Annotated in this window: 18 protein-coding genes and 2 pseudogenes; 10 read left to right on the top strand and 10 right to left on the bottom strand. The window is 65.6% G+C overall.

All coding sequences use genetic code 11. From position 1 onward, the window contains the following. The 4 genes from RHBS_RS11935 to RHBS_RS11920 all read right to left on the bottom strand — a co-directional run. On the bottom strand, window positions 1–1,000 hold a 1,000-nt coding region (locus tag RHBS_RS11935; RefSeq protein ID WP_128645646.1), incomplete at its 3' end, for a 5-oxoprolinase/urea amidolyase family protein. Further along, window positions 997–1,623, bottom strand: a complete 627-nt coding sequence (locus RHBS_RS11930) for an urea amidolyase associated protein UAAP2 (RefSeq protein WP_128645645.1) — start codon at window positions 1,621–1,623, stop codon at window positions 997–999. The genes RHBS_RS11930 and RHBS_RS11935, both read right to left, overlap by 4 nt. Then, window positions 1,620–2,402: an urea amidolyase associated protein UAAP1 gene (locus tag RHBS_RS11925; protein ID WP_128645644.1), complete on the bottom strand. Its 783-nt coding sequence runs from the start codon at window positions 2,400–2,402 to the stop codon at window positions 1,620–1,622. Before RHBS_RS11925 ends, RHBS_RS11930 begins: the two co-directional genes overlap by 4 nt. 6 nt (window positions 2,403–2,408) lie before the next feature. Further along, complete coding sequence (locus tag RHBS_RS11920) at window positions 2,409–3,956, bottom strand: amino acid permease (protein ID WP_128645643.1); 1,548 nt, start codon at window positions 3,954–3,956, stop codon at window positions 2,409–2,411. A 187-nt stretch (window positions 3,957–4,143) separates the two neighbouring features. Here RHBS_RS11920 and RHBS_RS11915 point away from each other — a divergent pair. The 3 genes and pseudogenes from RHBS_RS11915 (at window position 4,144) to RHBS_RS11905 (ending at window position 6,071) form a co-directional block, all read left to right on the top strand. Next, a pseudogene (locus tag RHBS_RS11915) lies at window positions 4,144–4,810 on the top strand (TetR/AcrR family transcriptional regulator). Next, window positions 4,811–5,254, top strand: coding sequence for a cupin domain-containing protein (locus RHBS_RS11910; protein WP_128645642.1), 444 nt, complete (start codon window positions 4,811–4,813; stop codon window positions 5,252–5,254). Further along, window positions 5,247–6,071, top strand: a complete 825-nt coding sequence (locus tag RHBS_RS11905) for a spermidine synthase (RefSeq protein WP_128645641.1) — start codon at window positions 5,247–5,249, stop codon at window positions 6,069–6,071. Before RHBS_RS11910 ends, RHBS_RS11905 begins: the two co-directional genes overlap by 8 nt. Here RHBS_RS11905 and RHBS_RS11900 read toward each other — a convergent pair. From RHBS_RS11900 to RHBS_RS11880, 6 genes and pseudogenes are all read right to left on the bottom strand, one after another. Continuing rightward, a complete protein-coding gene (locus RHBS_RS11900; protein WP_187298459.1) occupies window positions 6,068–6,844 on the bottom strand; it encodes an IclR family transcriptional regulator C-terminal domain-containing protein in 777 nt (258 codons plus the stop codon). The genes RHBS_RS11905 and RHBS_RS11900 overlap by 4 nt on opposite strands. A gap of 31 nt (window positions 6,845–6,875) precedes the next feature. Further along, entirely contained in the window at window positions 6,876–8,264 is a 1,389-nt protein-coding gene (locus tag RHBS_RS11895; RefSeq protein ID WP_237669175.1) for a nucleobase:cation symporter-2 family protein, read from the bottom strand. Between the two features lie 10 nt (window positions 8,265–8,274). Further along, complete coding sequence (pucL, locus tag RHBS_RS11890; protein WP_128645638.1) at window positions 8,275–9,165, bottom strand: factor-independent urate hydroxylase; 891 nt, start codon at window positions 9,163–9,165, stop codon at window positions 8,275–8,277. A 5-nt stretch (window positions 9,166–9,170) separates the two neighbouring features. Then, window positions 9,171–9,509, bottom strand: coding sequence for a hydroxyisourate hydrolase (uraH, locus tag RHBS_RS11885; protein WP_128645637.1), 339 nt, complete (start codon window positions 9,507–9,509; stop codon window positions 9,171–9,173). After that, window positions 9,502–9,609: a hypothetical protein gene (locus tag RHBS_RS32205; protein WP_374700582.1), complete on the bottom strand. Its 108-nt coding sequence runs from the start codon at window positions 9,607–9,609 to the stop codon at window positions 9,502–9,504. Before RHBS_RS32205 ends, uraH begins: the two co-directional genes overlap by 8 nt. Before the next feature lie 98 nt (window positions 9,610–9,707). Continuing rightward, window positions 9,708–10,097: pseudogene (locus RHBS_RS11880) on the bottom strand (2-oxo-4-hydroxy-4-carboxy-5-ureidoimidazoline decarboxylase); the annotation flags it as partial. A gap of 177 nt (window positions 10,098–10,274) precedes the next feature. Here RHBS_RS11880 and RHBS_RS11875 point away from each other — a divergent pair. The 7 genes from RHBS_RS11875 to allB are packed head-to-tail and all read left to right on the top strand — an operon-like array spanning window position 10,275 to window position 17,707. After that, window positions 10,275–10,670 (top strand): gamma-glutamylcyclotransferase, encoded by a 396-nt coding sequence (locus RHBS_RS11875; RefSeq protein ID WP_121872794.1) that lies wholly within the window; start codon window positions 10,275–10,277, stop codon window positions 10,668–10,670. Window positions 10,671–10,682: 12 nt separating this feature from the next. Continuing rightward, window positions 10,683–11,519, top strand: a complete 837-nt coding sequence (locus tag RHBS_RS11870) for a hydroxypyruvate isomerase family protein (protein WP_128645636.1) — start codon at window positions 10,683–10,685, stop codon at window positions 11,517–11,519. Window positions 11,520–11,527: 8 nt separating this feature from the next. After that, a complete protein-coding gene (locus RHBS_RS11865) occupies window positions 11,528–12,424 on the top strand; it encodes a 2-hydroxy-3-oxopropionate reductase (protein WP_237669174.1) in 897 nt (298 codons plus the stop codon). A 1-nt stretch (window position 12,425) separates the two neighbouring features. Next, on the top strand, window positions 12,426–14,225 hold the full coding sequence (gene gcl / locus RHBS_RS11860; RefSeq protein WP_128645634.1) for a glyoxylate carboligase: 1,800 nt from the start codon (window positions 12,426–12,428) through the stop codon (window positions 14,223–14,225). A 2-nt stretch (window positions 14,226–14,227) separates the two neighbouring features. Further along, on the top strand, window positions 14,228–15,361 hold the full coding sequence (locus RHBS_RS11855; RefSeq protein WP_128645633.1) for a glycerate kinase: 1,134 nt from the start codon (window positions 14,228–14,230) through the stop codon (window positions 15,359–15,361). After that, window positions 15,358–16,401, top strand: coding sequence for an allantoicase (alc, locus tag RHBS_RS11850; protein ID WP_128645632.1), 1,044 nt, complete (start codon window positions 15,358–15,360; stop codon window positions 16,399–16,401). The genes RHBS_RS11855 and alc overlap by 4 nt, the downstream gene beginning before the upstream one ends. Continuing rightward, the gene (allB, locus tag RHBS_RS11845; protein ID WP_128645631.1) at window positions 16,343–17,707 is read left to right on the top strand and encodes an allantoinase AllB; all 1,365 of its coding nucleotides are present in this window, start codon (window positions 16,343–16,345) and stop codon (window positions 17,705–17,707) included. The genes alc and allB overlap by 59 nt, the downstream gene beginning before the upstream one ends. The last annotated feature ends 139 nt before the right edge of the window (window positions 17,708–17,846 follow it).

The following is a 17,846-nucleotide window of genomic DNA, read 5'->3' as shown; positions in this document are numbered from 1 at the left end:
CGGAGAACACCGCGGGCAGAGACGCCCGGCGAGCGAGACCGAGTGAGCCCAGCGGCGCGGTGGATGCCGCCTTCACGGGAACGAAGCGGATGGTGTCGCCCGGTCGCAGTTGGCCGAGCTTCCACCGCTCGGCCGCGACAACGGTGACGGGACAGACGAATCCGCCCAGGCTCGGGCCGTCGGGTCCGAGCAGGATCGGGGTGTCGCCGGTGAAGTCCAACGCCCCGACGCTGTAGGCGTTGTCGTGGATGTTCGACGGGTGCAGCCCGGCCTCGCCGCCGTCGGCCCTGGCCCACTGCGGCTTCGGCCCGATCAACCGGACCCCGGTGCGGTCGGAGTTGAAGTGCACCTCGTAGCGGGTGGCGTAGAGGGTGTCGATGTCCTCGCGGGTGAAGAACTCCGGGGCGCCGTGCGGTCCCTCGGTGACGGCGATGTCCCAGCTCGACGTCAGTACCGGCAGGTGTTCCATGGGAATCGGCCCGAGGACGGTCGGGTTGTCCGAGCGGCCTGCCAGGCCGATGACGTCCCCCTCGCCGAGGGTGCCGCCGCGATGCCCGCCGAACTTGCCGAGCGTGAACGTCGCTGCGCTGCCGAGGTAGTCGTCGACGTCGAGGCTGCCCTGGATCAGCACGTAGACCCGTAGCCCGTGCCCGGTGGTGGTGCCGACATCGAGGGTCGCACCGGCGGGGACCAGGACCGGTTTCCACTGCGGGGCCGGTCGGCCGTCGATGCGCACCGGTACCGCAGCGCCGGTGACGCAGACGTAGGTGTCGGCATCGAACGTCAATGCCGGGCCGGCCATGGTGGATTCGAGTCCCGGTGCACCCTCGGGGTTGCCGAGCGCGACATTGCCGAGCCGGAACGACAGGTCGTCCATCGGTCCCGACGGCGGCACGCCCACCTTCCAGTATCCGATGCGGCCCGGCCAGTCCTGCACCGTGGTGATCATCCCCGGGCGCTGGACCGTCATCTTGGCGGCGGTGAGGTTCGCGCCGGTCATGCGCGCGTCACGATCATGCGCACCGCGGTGGGGTCGAATCCGTTGCAGGGGTTGTTGATCTGCGGGCAGTTGGACACCAGCACCAGCGTGTCGATCTCGGCACGCAACGACAGCTTCTTGCCGGGAGCCGAGAGACCGTCGACGATACCGAGGGTGCCGTCCGCGTCGACGGGGACGTTCATGAAGAAGTTGATGTTGGGCACCAGGTCTCGTTTGCCGAGTCCCCACTTGGATCCTTCGATGAGGAAGTTCTCGACGCACGCGTGCTGATGCTGCGTGTGGTGGCCGTAGCGGAGGGTGTTCGATTCCTTGGAGCACGCGCCGCCGACGGTGTCGTGGTTGCCGACCTCGTCGTCGACGATCGTCATGATCGGCGTCGAATCATCGCTCCGCAGCACGGTTCCGGTGGTGAGGAACAGGTTCTGCTGCGCGGTGACGGTGGCGGGGGCGGAGTACCGGATCGAATGATCGTGCGCGCCGTACATCAGGGTGTCGACGGCTTGATTGCCGTACAGATCGACGATGGTCAGGACGTCACCGGCCTCGACGACGGCGGACCATGGACCGAATGCGGGGGCGATCTCGTCTCGAACGATCGTGGTCTCGAGTGTTCCTGTGGTCACTGTGCTGCCTTCCTTGCGTCCTCGGTGTTCTGCACTGCGCGCTGGTATTCCGGTTCCGTGTTGCCGAGAGCGAGCAGTTCCTCCGGTGCCCGCCACGCCAGCACGTCGAGGGTGGTCGTGGGGAACTCGGACCTCGGGTCCAGTGGGTGAGCGGTGTTGGCCAGTAACACGATCACCGGAAGATGGATCAACAGATCCACCGACTTCCCCGCTCCTGCGGATCCGGTGCCGACAAGACTGCCGTCGGCGTCGACTCGCACGCCGTGAAAGAACGACAGGGACGGCGCGACGTCGCGTGGTTCGAGCCCGTGCTTGGCCGCGGCGAGGGTGAACAGTTCTCTACCGGCCGGAGCCGTCGAATGTGGTCCGCTGACTCCGTATTTGGCGACATTGGTAGCGGTCGAGGTGGTGCCGCACAGTGCGTCATGGTGGCCGGAGGTGTCGTCGACGATGGTGGCGAGTACGCGGCCCTGGTCCGAGAGCAGGGGATGGCCCGCGCTCAGGTACGCCTGCCACGGCACCTTGACGGTGTCGGCGGTGTTGAGCCGTTCCCACGGAGCGTCGGCGCGGTAGAGCAACAGATTGGCGCAGGAATCACCGTCGACGTCGACGAGGCGTAGCCGGGTTCCGCGAGCGAGGACCTTGGTGGTGTAGCTGCCGCCGGGGACCGATTCGGCCCAGGTGAGCTCCGAGATGCCCTCCGGTGCGGTGGGTGCAGGCGCGACAGTGGCCTGGGAACGTGCATGTTCCTTGGCGGAGTAGGTGGTTGCTGTGGTCATGGTGGTTCAGGCTCCGATCGTGACGGGCTTGGGGTGAGCTTTGCCGCGGGGCAGGCAGGCGATGCCGACGACGATCACGGCGAGGACGGTCAGGGGTGCGGCCCATCGCAGGAGTGGGAATTCGCCGGTGGGGTCGAAGATCTCGGCGCGCGGCCACGACAGGTTGATCACCATCAGGCCGCCGTACAGAACCGCTGCGATGTTGACGGGCAAGCCGAGGCGTCCGAGGGTGAAGAGCTTCTCGCCGTCGCTGTCCTTCTGTACTCCGCCGTGCGGCCAGCCCTTGAGTCGCTGGATCAGCAGCGGGACGGTGACCATCATGTAGGCGAGGTAGATCAGCACGATGCAGACGCTGGACAGCGTGGTGAAGATGGCGGAGTTGCCGACGTTGACGGCCAGGATCGCCACGCAGGCCAGACCGATCAGAACCGAGGGTGCGATGGGGGTTCCGGTGCGCGAGTTGACCTTCGCCAGAGCCGCCGAGGCGGGCAGTCGTCCGTCGCGGGCCATGGAGAACATCAGCCGTGATGCCGCGGTCTGAATGGCGAGGGTGCAGATGAACACGGCAATCGCGACGTCGACGAGCAGGGCCTTGCCCCACGGGGAGGTGAGGATCGAGTCGATGACGTACGGAAGTCCCTGTGTCGCAAGCTGACCGTCGGTGAGGCTCGGTGCCGCCATCAGTGCGCCGACGATCATCAGGCCGCCGCCCAGTGCCGATGCGGAGAGGGCCAGGCGGATGGTGCGCGGCGCGACGCGTCGGGGATTGCGGGTCTCCTCGGCGAGTTCGCCTGCCGAGCCGAAGCCGACCATGACGTAGGCGGCCATCAGGCCCGAGACGATCCAGGCACCGATGTAGCCGGGATCGGCTCCGGCGCTTCCGGTATCGAAGACCACCTGCGGTCCACGCTCGGCGTGGGTGAAGAACACCAGCACGAGGGCGATGACGCCGACGATCTCGCAGGTGACGCCGATGCTGTTGATCCGCGACATCCAGTTCACGCCGATGCAGTTGATGGTGGTGGTGAGCACCAGCAGAATCGAGCCCAGCACAACGGCATTCGCGGCACCGCTCGGTGAGGTGAGTGCGGTGTCCTCGCCGATCAGCTGGAATCCGCCCCAGATGCTGGGTAGCACCACCTGCAGTGCGATTGCGGCCGCCGAGGCGGTGACGATCTGCGCGATGATCATGAACCAGCCCGCGAACCAGCCGACCAGCTCACCGCCCATGCGCCGCGACCAGTGGTAGATCGCACCGGAGATGGGATAACGGGCAGCGAGTTCGGCGAAGTTCAGGGCCACCATGAACTGCCCGAGAAACACCAGCGGCCAGGTGAGGAAGAAGGCCGGGCCACCGAAGCTGAAGCCGAGTCCGAAGAGCTGGAAGATGGTCGTCAGAATCGAGACGAACGAGAAGCCGGCCGCGAAGGACGCGTACTTACCCAGGCTGCGATGCAGCTGCTGGTCGTAGCCCAGCGCAGCCAGATCCGAATGGTCCGAGGTGGCGGGTGATTCGGACCCCTGGCCTGACGCGGGCAGTGTGGTCGAGCTCATGTGATCTCCTACGGGCGAGGTGGGTGGATGAGTGACCCCGCTGCATCGCCGAGGCGGGTTTTCTGTCAGTTGATAGTTTTCGGCACCGTCGTTCCCTGGCGGTGACCGTCGTGCAACAAGCTCGTTTCGTCTATTTCGATCAGATGACAGAAATCTCACCGTCACGTCGACCTGACAAGATGCACTCATGACCGGAGCAGGCAGGCCAAGGCTGAGCACGAAGAAGCGGCCCGGCGACACCGCTCGCGAGGAGATACTCGACGCCTCGGCAGAGCTCTTCACCACTCGCGGATTCACCAATACCTCCACCCGCGTCATCGCCGATGCCGTCGGATTGCGTCAGGCCTCGCTCTATCACCACTTCGCCACCAAGGACGACATACTCGACGCGCTGCTCAGCGGAACGGTCGATGCGCCGCTGGCCGTCGCGCAGCGCATTCGGCAGTCGGGGGGCCGAGGCTGCGACCCAGATGTACGCACTGGCCTACTTCGACGCCGGCCAGCTCGGTGCGTCCACCTGGAATCTCGGCGCGCTCTACCTACTGCCCGAACTGCGCAGCGAGCGATTCGAAACCTTCCGCGACCATCGCTACACGCTGATGGGCCTGTATGCGGCCATCGCGTCGGACACGGTGGCCGAGCTCGGTGCCACGCCGCGTCCGGGCACCGTCGACCTTCCGTTTCGCCTGGTGGAGACCGTCGTGAACGCCCGCGCCGACCTCGAGAACGGCAGGCCCGATGCGCTGGCCGACGCCGCCGCCATTGCCGAAGCCGCCCTGCGGGTGCTGGGCTGGTCGGCAGACGTGAGCGAATTGCACGACACCGCGCGTGCCCTGCTGGCGAAGGTGGACTAGATGACACAGCTGCCCGACTGGGCCCTGGCCCTCGACCTGGCACCACACCCCGAGGGCGGATGGTTTCGCGAGACCTGGCGCAGCGAGGTCACGATCCCACAGGAGTTCCTGCCCGACGGCTATTCCGGTCCCCGCGCGGCAGCCACGGCCATTCTGCTTCTGCTCATGCCCGGCCAGCAGTCGGCGTGGCACACCGTCCGCGGGACCGAGATGTGGCTGTATCACCGCGGTGGTCCGGTGCAGCTCGACCTCGGCGGCGCAGGAGACGAGCCGGGAACCGTGACCTCGCTGCTGGTCGGACCGGACTCGCCGCAGCAGATCGTGCCGCCATCGGTGTGGCAGCGGGCGCGTCCCGTGGGCGACGAGCCGAGTCTGGTCAGCTGCACCGTCACTCCTGGATTCGATTTCGAGGACTTCCGGCTCGAGGGGCCCGAGCATGGGTAGAAAGCGCGGATCGGAGTCATCAGGCCCCCTGCAGCCCGGGGTATTCGAAATCGATTCGGGCACATGTGAATTGGTCCGCGACACGTTCTCCGACGATGGCTGGGTCGTCAACGTCAACGACGTCCCCAGCTCACACATCGACATGAACGATCCGACGGTGCTCGAGTTCGAGTACATGCGCTGGATCTCGGGACTGGTTCGAGCGCAGTGGGATTCGAGCTTTCCGCTGCGGGCACTGCACCTCGGCGGCGGGGCGTGCACGCTGGCGCGCTCGTTCTCCGCGGAATATCCGGGGGCGCGTCAGGTGGTCGTGGAACTCGACGGCAAGCTCTCGGAACTGGTACGTCAGTGGTTCGACCTGCCGCGAGCGCCGTTGCTGCGCATCCGCGTCGGTGAGGCACGGGCGGTCACCGAGACACTGACCGAGAACAGTCGCGACCTGATCGTGCGAGATGTGTTCGCAGGAGCGGTAACTCCGGCACCGCTACTGACCGCCGAGTTCACCGCGCACGTTCGACGCGTCCTCTCCCCCGGCGGCATGTACGTCGTCAACTGCGGTGACCGACGCGATCTCTCGCTCGCGAAGCAGGAGGCGTCGACTTTGCGCAGTGTCTTTCCGCACCTGGCGATCGTCGCCGATCCGGCGATGCTCAAGGGCAGGCGCTACGGCAACATCATCATTGCGGGCAGCGACGTGCCGATAGGAGATTCCCCGTCGTTGGCTCGCGAACTACTCGGCGGCGCGGTGCCGGCTCATGTGTGGCTGACCGAGGAAGTGCAGTCGTTTGCCCGCGACGCGCGGGTGTTGAAGGACTAGGAAGCTGGGTTGTTGCTCGCGAGATCTTTCGCCAGTCGCTCCGCGGCCGAGATCAGCAGGGGCACGAACTGCTCGGCCGATTCGAGCGTCACCCGGGCGGTGGGCCCGGCGATGGACATCGCCGTGAGAGTCGGTGCGCCGATCACCGGTACGGCGAAGCAGCGCACGCCCACCTCCTGCTCGCCGTCGTCGATGGCGTAGCCGCGTTGGCGAATCACCGCAAGATCTTCGAGTAATGCGTCCAGAGTGGTGATGGTGTTGACGGTGCGGGGGGCCATGCCGAGTCGGCCGACGATCGCGCGGACGGCGTCGTCGTCCAACTGAGCGAGGAGAGCTTTGCCCACGCCGGTGGAGTGCGGCAGCACCCGCTGTCCCACCTCGTTGAACATCCGCATGGCGTGTTCGGACGGCACCTGCGCGACATAGACCGCCATGTCGTCTTCGAGGAACGCCATGTTCGACGTCTCGTGCGTGATCCGGACCAGCTCGGCCAGGTACGGCTTCGCCCATCCGCCGATCAGTTTGCTCGCACTGTCACCCAGACGAATGAGTTTGGTGCCCAACGCATATCGACGGGACGGCAGCCGTCTGACGTAGCCGAGCGAGACGAGGGTCCCGATCAGTCGGTGCACGGTCGGCATCGGCAGATCGGTACCCTCGGCGAGTTCGCTGATCCCGATGGATCCGCCCGAGGCGGCCATGATGTCGAGCAACTCGAACGCACGCTCCACGGACTGCACCCCGCCACCTGCCGCCACAGTCCCACCTCGCATGCTCGTAGCTTCTACCGATCTCGATAGAACACTACTGGTGATGCCGCGTCGCCACCGGTGGTGCAGCGGTCACCACCGAGGGCGAGGGTTTCTGGCCGATCGTGACGACGTTGAACGCGATGTTCAGCAGGACGGCGACGATGCTCGCGGCGCTGATGCCCGAGTCGAGTACCACGTGGACCCAGTCGGGGAACGCTGCGTAGAAGCCCGGCACCGCGATGGGGATGACGCCGAAGCCGATGGCGACGGCCACGATGACGAGGTTGAGGTTGCCGTCGAACTCCACCTTGGACAGCGTCCTGATGCCGCTGGCGGCCACCGACCCGAACAGCACGATGCCGGCGCCGCCGAGCACGGGCAACGGAACCGATGCGACGACCAGTCCGAGGATGGGAAAGAGTCCGAGGAACAGCAGTACCGAGCCGCCGGCCGCGACGACGTAGCGACTCTTGATTCCGGTGACCGCCACCAGACCGACGTTCTGCGCGAACGCACTGGCCGGGAAGGTGCCGAACACGGGAGCGATGGTGGTGGCCACCATGTCGGCGCGCAGCCCGTCGCCGACGCGTCGGGCATCGACGTCGGTGCCGACGATCTCGCCTACGGCCAGGATGTCCGCGGTGGTCTCGGTCATGATGACGAGAATGACCACCACCATCGACAGGATCGCCGCGATCTGGAAGGTCGGTGCTCCGAACGCGAACGGCTCGGGGAAGCTGAAGATGGCACCGTCACCCACACCGGAGAAGTCGGCCTTGCCGACGAGGACGGCGAACACTGTGCCTGCGATGATGCCGATCAGAATCGACAGTCGCGAAAGCGTGCCCTGCACCAGTCTGCTGACGAGCAGCACGACCAGAAGACTGAAGGCAGCGAGCCCGATGTTGGACGTCGAGCCCCAGTCTGTGGCCTGCTCGTCACCGCCCATCGCCCACCGAACCGCAACGGGCAGTAGCGAGATGCCGATGACGGTGATGATCGTGCCGGTCACCACCGGTGGGAAGAAACGCACGATCTTGCTGAAGAACGGGGTGATGAGGATGCCGATGGCACCGGCGGCGATGATGGCTCCGAACACCGAGTTCAATCCACCCGGCCCGCTCGCGATGGCCACCATCGTCGACACCGACGCGAACGAAATGCCCTGCACCAGAGGAAGTTTTGCACCGAAGTACGGCACTCCCAGGGTCTGCAGCAGGGTGGCCGCGCCACTGACGAACAGTGCGGCCGAGACCAAAAGAGCGATCTCGGTGCCGCTCAGCCCCGCTGCACCACCGACGATCAGAGGTGGTGCGATGACTCCGCCGTACATCGTCAGGATGTGCTGCAATCCATAGAGATACGACCTGCCGATCGACAACCGTTCGTCCTCGGGACGGGCGGGATCGTGCGGCGCATGGGTGCGTTTCGTCAGTTTCACGGCGGCGCTCCTAGCAGAATCCGGGAACGGTATCCCAGGCGCGGCCCGCGTCCGGGGCATCGTCGCGCTCCACCGTGGCCTCGATCAGACCGTAGGGACGATCCGCGACGTAGAAGACCTCACCGGGGTTGTCCAGTCCGAACGGCTCGAGGTCGACGAGGAAGTGATGGATGTTGGGCATCGAGAACTTGATCTCGCCGATCTCCGGGTGCGCTTCGAGTACCTGCTTGCCCATCTGGAACAGACTCTGCTGCAATGCAAGAGAGTGAGTGGAGGCGAAAGCGTCGAGCATGATGGAGCGGACGTCGTCGAAGGTCTTGTCGAAATCCAGCTCGGTGGTGAGGTATCGCCAGCGGGCGCTGACCGACGTCGCCAGTATCCGGTCCGTGGTCTCCTTCAGTGTGGTGTACCGGTCCTTCGGGTAGCCCCAGAACTCGGAGGCTGTCGAATTGAGTACCACGAGGTCGCTGATTCCGGAGACGATGGAAATGTTCTCGCCGTCGACCGTGACGATCGTGTTCCGCTTCTCGTCGCCGGCCTTGACGAACGAGTGGTCGTATCCGTCTGTGCCGTTCACGATCCGCGACCAGGAATACTGCTCCACCTCCCAGCGGCCGCCGGTGATCCAGTCGAAGATGCCGGTGAAATGCTCGCCGAGACGGAGGGCGAAGTTCTCGATCGCCCCGATGCCGTCCCGCGCGAAGGCGTACACGGTGTTCTTCTGGGTGTCGGTCGCGACGACGTGGGCGTTGTCGCCCTCGGTGTGGACGGCCTCGAGGTCGCCGCGCAGCTGCGAGGTGACGCTGACGTCGGTGATGCGGTGGCGAGGAGTCTCGCGGTCGATGCGGACGAGTCTGCATTCGGCTTTGCCGTACTGGTTTGCTCCGAGCACGATGGTCATGGGTTCTAGCTCCCTCGATAGGTGGTGAAAGCGAACGGGCTCAACAGAAGTGGTATGTGGTAGTGCTGGTCGGGTGCGGTGATCTCGAAGGTGACGACGACCTCGGGGTGGAAGCATTCGGTGTGCTGGGCCGCGAAGTACGCGCCGGTAGCGAAGGTGAGGCGGTAGATACCCGGGTCGAGTTCGGTCGGACCGAGCGCTCCGACCCGGCCCTGCTCGTCGGTGACGGCATCGGCAACCGGGGTGCCGTGGTGATCGGCGAGCACGATCGAGACACCCTGCGCAGGAACGCCTCTCGCCGCATCGAGCACGTGAGCGGTCACATGGCTCCTCGGGTCAGACATCGCCGAGACTTCCTGTTGCGCGAATCTCGGCGATCTCCCGCAGTTCGTGTTCGACAACGGCGGCCTCGGTCTCGGGGTCGTTGCCGAGCCTGCTCTGCAGAGCGTCGAGAACCGCGTGGGCATCCCGGCCGGCGGCCTGATCAGAAAGACCTGCCCGAATCGGTTCTCGTAGGCCAGATTTCCCGCTCGTAGCCGCTGTTCGACGCTCGCGTCGGAGATGTCGACGCCGGATTGTTCGGCGCTCGCGTACTCCGCACTCGCATCGTGATTGTCGGGTCTCTCGCCGATGCGCGGATGCACTGCGAGCGCTCGGCGCACCTCTCCGGCTGTCAACGGTGCGGCAGCGCGATGGACGGCGTGACGCAGGGCCTGCACGTCGGTGAACGGTCGGGCGCTCAGAACTCCCTCGACCCAGCGAGGCACGTCGAGGCAGAGCGAGAGCGTGCGTGCCGCATCGGTCTCGGAGGTCGAGTTCAGATCATCGACCGCCGTGTTCGGCTTGGATTCCGCAATACGAAATGATAATTCCACCAATCGAGCGTGACACCGATCACATCCAGTGTCAAGGGTTGATCTCGGGCTGTCCATTTCGGGCTCTCCGGTGTTGCTGCACTACGGCATTCGGCGCTTCACGCGGACGGTCGGGGGGGTACGGGTCTTGACAGATCCACGTGGCGCACGCCACACTCGAATCACAAAACGGAATCAGTATTCCGTAATACGGACTTTGAGTCCGGTCCGTTCGAGCCCGAGAGGAACGACTTCATGACGGAGCTTTTCTGCAACGGTGGTGCTATGCGCGGCGGCAGCCTGCACCACAACGTCTCGTCCCACCCGTTCGTGGGGACAGTGCGCACCACCCCGAACTACCGCTTCTTCTCGGTACGGGACGAATTCCCGGCGCTGCTGCTCGATCACACCGCAGGCGCGGCCATCGAGGGCGAGCTGTACGACATTCCGCTGGACGACATCCGCAAGTCCTTCCTGCCGGACGAACCACCGGAGCTCGAACTCACCGTGGTCGCGCTCGAGGACGGGCGCTCGGTCCTGGGCGTCGGCCTCCGGCCCGGGGTGCTCGACGCGCAGCCGGACGAGCTGACCGACATCACCTACGCAGGCAGCTGGCGCAGGTACCGCGGCCTGCCGCAACCTCAGAACTGAAAGGCACTGTGCATGAACACCTTCACTGATTCTCGACTCCAGTACACCGTCAACTGTTCCATTCTCTTCACCGACGTGCCTCTGCTCGATCGACCGCAGCGCGCGCGAGACGCCGGCTTCGACGCCGTCGAATTCTGGTGGCCGTTCTCGGGCCCGGTGCCGTCGGACGCCGATGTCTCCGCGTTCGTGTCCTCGATCCGCGACGCCGGGGTGCAACTGACCGGCCTGAACTTCGCGGCCGGCGACATGCCCGCCGGCGACCGTGGGATTCTGTCCGATCCAGCACAGGTGCAGGCCTTCCGAGACAACATCGACGCCACCGTCGGAATCGGCGAACAACTCGGCACCACAGCGTTCAACGCCCTGTACGGAAACCGCATCGACGGCGTCGACCCGCTCGACCAGGACGAGGTCGCGATCGAGAACCTGGCCGCCGCGGGGAAGGCCGCCGCGAAGATCGGTGCGGTCGTGCTGATCGAACCCGTCAGCGGCGCGCCCGCCTACCCGCTGAAGTCCGCTGCCGGAGCCGTCGCCACCATCCGCCGCGTGGCCCGTGAGCAGGACGTACACAATTTGCGCCTGCTGGCCGACCTGTACCACCTCGCCGTAAACGGAGACGACGCTCCCGCAGCGCTCGATGCCCACCACGACCTGATCGGGCATGTACAGATCGCCGATTCCCCCGGCCGCGGAGAACCGGGCACCGGCTCACTCGACCTCGGCGGACAGCTCGCCGGCCTTGCCGAACGGGGTTACGACGGCTACGTCGGACTCGAATACAAGGCCACCCGCGAGAACACGTTCGACTGGCTAGAGCTGGCTCTTTCCACCGGCACCACTACCAAGTAGGGATTGATATGAGCACCATTGCATTCATCGGCCTCGGAATCATGGGCAGTCCCATGTCCGTGCATCTCGCCAAGGCCGGCCACCAGGTGGTCGGCTACAACCTGACCCCCGATCGCACCGGCCCCCTGGTCGAGGCAGGCGGCACTGCTGCCGATTCGATCGCCAAGGCCGTCCACGACGCCGACGTCATCGCGATCATGGTCCCCGACTCCCCCGATGTGCAGGACGTCCTGTCCGGTGAGGGCGGTGTGTTCGACAATGCTCGACGCGACGCGCTGATCATCGACTTCTCGAGCATCCGTCCCGACGTCACCGCCACGTTGGCTGCCGACGCATCCTCGCGCGGCTTCCGCATCCTCGATGCCCCGGTCTCCGGTGGCCAGGCCGGTGCCGAGAACGCGACGTTGTCGATCATGGTCGGGGGCAGCGCGGACGACTTCGCCACGGCCAAGCCGATTCTCGACGTTGTCGGCAAGACCGTCGTGCATGTGGGCCCGAGCGGTTCCGGTCAGACGGTCAAGGCTGCCAACCAGCTGATCGTGGCCGGCAACATTCAGGTGCTCGCCGAGGCGATCGCATTCCTCGAGGCCTACGGCGTCGATCTGGCTGCATCGGTCGAGGTTCTCGGCGGTGGCCTCGCCGGTTCGGCGGTGCTGAACCAGAAGGCGCAGAAGATGCTCGACCGGTCGTTCGAGCCAGGGTTCCGTATCGACCTGCACCACAAGGATCTCGGCATCGTCACCTCGGCCGCACGCGAGGCGGGGGTCGTGATTCCGATGGGCGCTGTGTTGGCGCAGCTGATGGCCTCGGCCCGCGCCAACGGTGATGGCGGCCTGGATCATTCGGCCCTGTACCGCGGCGTCGCTCGGCTCTCCGGCTCCTCGATCACAAGCAAGGACAATTGACATGGCCAGGATGCGTGCGGCCGATGCCGCAGTGAAGATCCTCGAACTCGAAGGTGCGACAACCGCATTCGGTCTCCCCGGTGCAGCCATCAATCCCTTCTATGCGGCGATGCGCGATCACGGTGGGATCCGCCACGTGCTGGCCCGCCACGTCGAGGGTGCCTCACACATGGCGGAGGGGTTCACCCGGGCGGCACCGGGCAACATCGGAATCTGCATCGGTACCTCTGGCCCGGCCGGAACCGACATGATCACCGGGCTGTATTCGGCCATGGCAGACTCGATTCCGATCCTCGCCATCACCGGCCAGGCCCCGGTCGCGCGGCTGCACAAGGAGGACTTCCAGGCCGTCGACATCGCGTCGATCGCCGCACCGGTGACCAAGATGGCGATGACCGTGCTCGAACCGGCGCAGGTTCCCGGTGCGTTCGCGCAGGCATTCCACCTGATGCGGTCCGGCCGTCCCGGCCCGGTGTTGATCGACCTGCCCATCGACGTGCAGCTGGCCGAGATCGACTTCGATCCCGAGACGTACCAGTCGTTGCCCGTGCACAAGCCCGTCGCCTCACGTGCTCAGGCCGAGAAGGCCATCGACATGCTCCTCGCGGCGGAGCGCCCGTTGATCGTGGCCGGCGGCGGCATCATCAACGCCGATGCCTCGGACCTGCTCGTCCAGCTCGCCGAGATTCTCGACGTCCCTGTCATCCCAACACTGATGGGCTGGGGCACCATCCCCGACGATCACCGTCTCGCCGCAGGCATGGTCGGATTGCAGACCGCGCACCGGTACGGCAACGCGACCATGTTGGCCTCGGACTTCGTGCTCGGTATCGGAAACCGTTGGGCCAACCGGCATACCGGCGGACTGGAGACCTACCGCAAGGGCCGGAAGTTCGTTCACGTGGACATCGAGCCGACCCAGATCGGACGCGTCTTCGCGCCGGACTACGGCATCATCTCCGACGCCAAGGCCGCACTCGAGCAGTTCGTGGCCGTTGCCGAGGAGCGCCGGGCAGCAGGTACGCTGCGCGATCTTTCGGGCTGGGTCGAGGACTGTGCGACCCGTAAGCGCACGATGCACCGCCGCACTCACTTCGACAACGTGCCGATCAAGCCGCAGCGCGTGTACGAGGAGATGAACAAGGTCTTCGACCGCGACACCCGGTACATCAGCACGATCGGGCTCTCGCAGATCGCAGGCGGTCAGTTCCTTCACGTCTACTCCCCTCGCAACTGGATCAACTGCGGGCAGGCCGGCCCACTCGGCTGGACCATTCCCGCGGCGCTCGGGGCGGTGGCCGCCGATCCCAAGGCGAATGTCGTTGCATTGTCCGGTGATTACGACTTCCAGTTCATGATCGAAGAACTGGCCGTCGGTGCCCAGTTCAATCTGCCGTACGTGCACGTGGTGGTGAACAACTCGTACCTCGGGCTGATCCGACAGGCGCAGCGTGCCTTCGACATGGACTTCTGCGTGCAACTGGGATTCGACAACATCAACCACCAGGACGTCTTGGACACTCAGCCCGGCATCCCCAAGGGCTATGGCGTCGACCACGTGCAGGTGGCAGAAGGGCTGGGCTGCAAAGCACTTCGCGTCACCGAGCCCGACCTGATCGGCGAGACGCTGGTGCGGGCTCGAACTCTGGCCAACGAGCACAAGGTTCCCGTCGTCGTGGAGATCATCCTCGAGCGGGTCACCAACATCTCGATGGGCACCGAGATCGACAACGTCGGTGAATTCGAGGAACTGGCCAACACCTCGGCGGACGCACCCACCGCGTTGCTTCTGCTGGACTAGAGATGACGCGAATTCTGCTCGCTCCGGACAAGTTCAAGGGCTCGCTGTCGGCGGCGGACGTCGCCCGGGCATTGGCATCGGGAATGCTCTCGGTCGATTCGTCGCTCGAGACGGTGTGCCTGCCCGTCGCCGACGGCGGTGACGGCACCGTCGATGCTGCCGTCACCGCCGGGTGGGACCGAGTGGCAGTGACCTGCTCGGGACCGACCGGTGAACCGGTACACACCTCCTACGCTCGTCGGGGCGCTACCGCCGTCGTCGAACTGGCGTCGGCCGTAGGGCTCGAACTCCTGCCCGATGGACGGCCGGATTCGCTGGGAGCCAGCACGTTCGGCCTCGGTACCGTCATCGCGGACGCTCTGGAGGCGGGTGCCGAACGTATCGTCGTCGGACTCGGGGGTAGTGCCTCCACCGACGGCGGGGCCGGCATGCTGTCGGCACTGGGTGCACGGATCGTCGATGCCGACGGCAACGACGTCGCGCTCGGTGGCGGTGCGTTGCGCGGCGCGGTGCACCTGGATGTATCGGGCCTGATGCCGTCGGCTCGCAACGCGGTGTTCGAGTTGGCGTGCGATGTCGACAATCCGTTGCTCGGCCGGACCGGAGCCGCCGCGGTTTACGGACCGCAGAAGGGTGCCGGACCGCAGGAGCTGCTGTATCTGGAACACGGGATGCGGCAGTGGGCGCATCTCGTGCGCAACGCAATCGGACGTGATGTGAGCGGGCTGGCCGGAACCGGAGCGGCCGGTGGCACTGCGTTCGGAGCCATCGCCGTGCTCGGTGCTGCGGCCAAGCCGGGTATCGAGACGGTGCTCGAACTGATCGACTTCGGTAGCGCTCTGGCGTCGGCTGATCTGGTCGTCACCGGTGAGGGCTCCCTCGACGAGCAGAGCTTGCACGGCAAGGCACCGATCGGTGTCGCGCACGCTGCACGTGCAGCCGGTGTTCCGGTGATCACCGTGGCTGGACGCAACGTCGTCGGCTTGGATCGACTGCGCCCCTACGGAATCACGGCCTCCTATGCACTCACCGACTTGGAGTCGGACCCTCGAATCTCGATGCGTGATGCGGCCAGGTTGTTGCACGAGGTGGGCCGAACCTTGGCCACCACACACATTTTGGAAGGAACTTCATGACCGGAACCGATTTCACCACGCTGACCGATCTGGCTTCTCGGGCGCTCGGCGGCAGCGTCTCCGCAGCGAACGACGAGTTGTTCGCCCAGCGCGAGAACCTGATCAAGCCCGATGCTCCGCTGTTCGATCCCGAGGACTTCGGCCACAAGGGAAAGGTGTACGACGGGTGGGAGACTCGTCGTCGCCGCGACGAAGGCGGTCACGACTGGGCGATCGTGCGACTGGGGGCACCGGGCATCGTGCACGGCGTCGTCGTGGACACCGCTCACTTCACCGGCAACTACCCGCCGTTCGTGTCCGTCGAGGCGGCGTCGATCGAGGGCTATCCGTCCATCGAGGATGTGCTGAAGGCAGATTGGCACACCATTGTCGACAAGTCTCCTGCAGTCGGAGACACGGCGAACAGGTACGAGGTGGCCGATCGGCACCGGTGGACGCATGTGCGTCTGTCGATCTATCCCGACGGTGGCGTTGCCCGGTTCCGTGTGCACGGTCAGGTGGTGCAGGATCCGCGGTTCCTCGCAGGCACCGTCGACCTGCTGGCCGCGGAGAACGGCGCTCGGCTCACCGACTGCTCCGACGCGTTCTACTCCTCGCCCGCCAACATCATCCTGCCCGGGCGGGCCCGCAACATGGGCGAAGGTTGGGAGAACTCTCGACGACGCAACGGCGGCAACGACTTCGCGGTGTTCGCACTCGCATCTCCTGGTGCCCCGCGCCACGTGGAGGTCGATACCAGCTACTACGTCGGTAACGCACCGGGGTGGATTCGACTCAGTGCCATCGATTCTCGTCGCCGACACATCACCGACCCGACGGCATGGAACGAGATTCTGCCCCGCACCGCCGTCCAGCCGGACACCCGCCATCGCTTCCTGTTGAACGAGGCCGACGCGTACACGCACCTGCGGCTGGACGTGTACCCCGATGGCGGATTGTCCCGATTGCGGCTGTTCGGTGAACTCGACGCCGAAGCCCTCGATGCGGCCGACATCGCGTGGAAGTCCTCGGAGCTTCAAAGTGTCTCCAGTGCAGTCTGATCTGGTTGTTCGCGCGTCGCGGGCGGTGATCGGTGGCCGGGAGGTGGCGGCATCGATCTCCTTGTCTGACGGTCGGATAGTGGCCATCGACTCCCTGGATGCGCGCGTATCTGCGGCGGCGGTGGTCGAGCTCGGGCCGGATGAGGTGCTGCTGCCGGGTTTGGTGGACACCCATGTGCACGTCAACGAGCCGGGGCGCACCGAGTGGGAAGGGTTCGCGAGCGCGACCCGCGCTGCGGCCGCGGGCGGCATCACGACCATCGTCGACATGCCACTCAACAGCATTCCCCCGACGGTCGACGTCGCGGCGTTGGAGACCAAGCGGCGGGTGGCTGCGGATCAGTCGGTCGTCAACGTCGGATTCTGGGGCGGGGCGGTTCCCGGAAACGTCGATCAGCTGCGGCCGTTGCACGAGGCGGGCGTCTTCGGCTTCAAGTGCTTCCTGCTCGCGTCGGGCGTGGACGAGTTTCCGCCATTGACCCTGCCGGAACTGGAGAAGGCTCTTGTCGAGATCGCGTCGTTCGACGGGTTGATGATCGTGCACGCCGAGAACGCCGAGGTGATCGCCGAGGCACCGGCGGCGACAGGCCGTGAGTACTCGGGCTTCTTGGAATCGCGTCCGCGTGCGGCCGAGAACCGTGCCATCGAGCAGGTGATCGAGTTGTCTCGACAGACGGGGTGTCGGGTGCACATTCTGCATCTGTCGAGTGCTGATGCGTTGCCCATGATTGCAGCGGCGAAGCGAGACGGCGTGCGGGTGACGGTCGAGACCTGCCCGCATTACCTGTGTTTCGATGCGGAAGCAGTACCGGCGGGGGCGACGCAGTTCAAATGTTGTCCGCCGATCCGCGAGGCCGGGAACCGCGAGGCGCTGTGGCAGGGACTGCTCGACGGCACGATCGACACCATCGTCACCGACCACTCCCCTTGTACGCCGGATCTGAAGAGGTTCGACACTGGAGACTTCGGTGATGCGTGGGGCGGTATCGCGTCCTTGCAGGTGTCGCTGGCTGCGGTGTGGACGGAGGCGCGTGCCCGTGGGTTCGCACTGACCGACATCGTCCGGTGGATGGCCACCAATACTGCCGACCAAGTAGGTATGGCAGACCGAGGCCGTATCGAGATCGGCTGCGCGGCAGACTTGGTGGCGTTTGCGCCGGAGGAGATGTTCACCGTGGACGTGACGCAGCTGTACCACCGTAACCCGGTGACGGCGTACGACCGGCTGGGCTTGTCGGGTGTGGTGCGACGGTCGTGGATCGCGGGGTCGGAATCCTCGACCGGGCGCTTGTTGGCGCGCGCCTAGAACGGCGGTGCTGCCGTGTCGTCTGTCTCCTGCTCCCGGTTGTCGGGTGGGTGGGGATAAGCGATGATGCCGGATTGTTTCGGTTTGGTGGGGATGTGCGGGCGGAGGTCGTTGGCGGTGATGGGCACAGTGGTGCCGT

Source organism: Rhodococcus sp. BS-15, from assembly GCF_000813105.1.
Lineage (GTDB): Bacteria > Actinomycetota > Actinomycetes > Mycobacteriales > Mycobacteriaceae > Rhodococcoides.
Note: the sequence above shows the minus strand (reverse complement) of the source record. Positions and strands in the feature narration are given on the sequence as shown.

Coding starts and splice junctions, on each gene's coding strand:
- RHBS_RS11875 (WP_121872794.1), top strand. CDS start 10,275: ATGACGGAGCTTTTCTGCAACGGTGGTGCTATGCGCGGCGGCAGCCTG.
- RHBS_RS11920 (WP_128645643.1), bottom strand. CDS start 3,956: ATGAGCTCGACCACACTGCCCGCGTCAGGCCAGGGGTCCGAATCACCC.
- RHBS_RS11900 (WP_187298459.1), bottom strand. CDS start 6,844: ATGCGAGGTGGGACTGTGGCGGCAGGTGGCGGGGTGCAGTCCGTGGAG.
- RHBS_RS11910 (WP_128645642.1), top strand. CDS start 4,811: ATGACACAGCTGCCCGACTGGGCCCTGGCCCTCGACCTGGCACCACAC.
- RHBS_RS11905 (WP_128645641.1), top strand. CDS start 5,247: ATGGGTAGAAAGCGCGGATCGGAGTCATCAGGCCCCCTGCAGCCCGGG.
- gcl (WP_128645634.1), top strand. CDS start 12,426: ATGGCCAGGATGCGTGCGGCCGATGCCGCAGTGAAGATCCTCGAACTC.
- pucL (WP_128645638.1), bottom strand. CDS start 9,165: ATGACCATCGTGCTCGGAGCAAACCAGTACGGCAAAGCCGAATGCAGA.
- allB (WP_128645631.1), top strand. CDS start 16,343: ATGCGGCCGACATCGCGTGGAAGTCCTCGGAGCTTCAAAGTGTCTCCA.
- RHBS_RS11865 (WP_237669174.1), top strand. CDS start 11,528: ATGAGCACCATTGCATTCATCGGCCTCGGAATCATGGGCAGTCCCATG.
- RHBS_RS11870 (WP_128645636.1), top strand. CDS start 10,683: ATGAACACCTTCACTGATTCTCGACTCCAGTACACCGTCAACTGTTCC.
- alc (WP_128645632.1), top strand. CDS start 15,358: ATGACCGGAACCGATTTCACCACGCTGACCGATCTGGCTTCTCGGGCG.
- RHBS_RS11925 (WP_128645644.1), bottom strand. CDS start 2,402: ATGACCACAGCAACCACCTACTCCGCCAAGGAACATGCACGTTCCCAG.
- RHBS_RS11855 (WP_128645633.1), top strand. CDS start 14,228: ATGACGCGAATTCTGCTCGCTCCGGACAAGTTCAAGGGCTCGCTGTCG.
- uraH (WP_128645637.1), bottom strand. CDS start 9,509: ATGTCTGACCCGAGGAGCCATGTGACCGCTCACGTGCTCGATGCGGCG.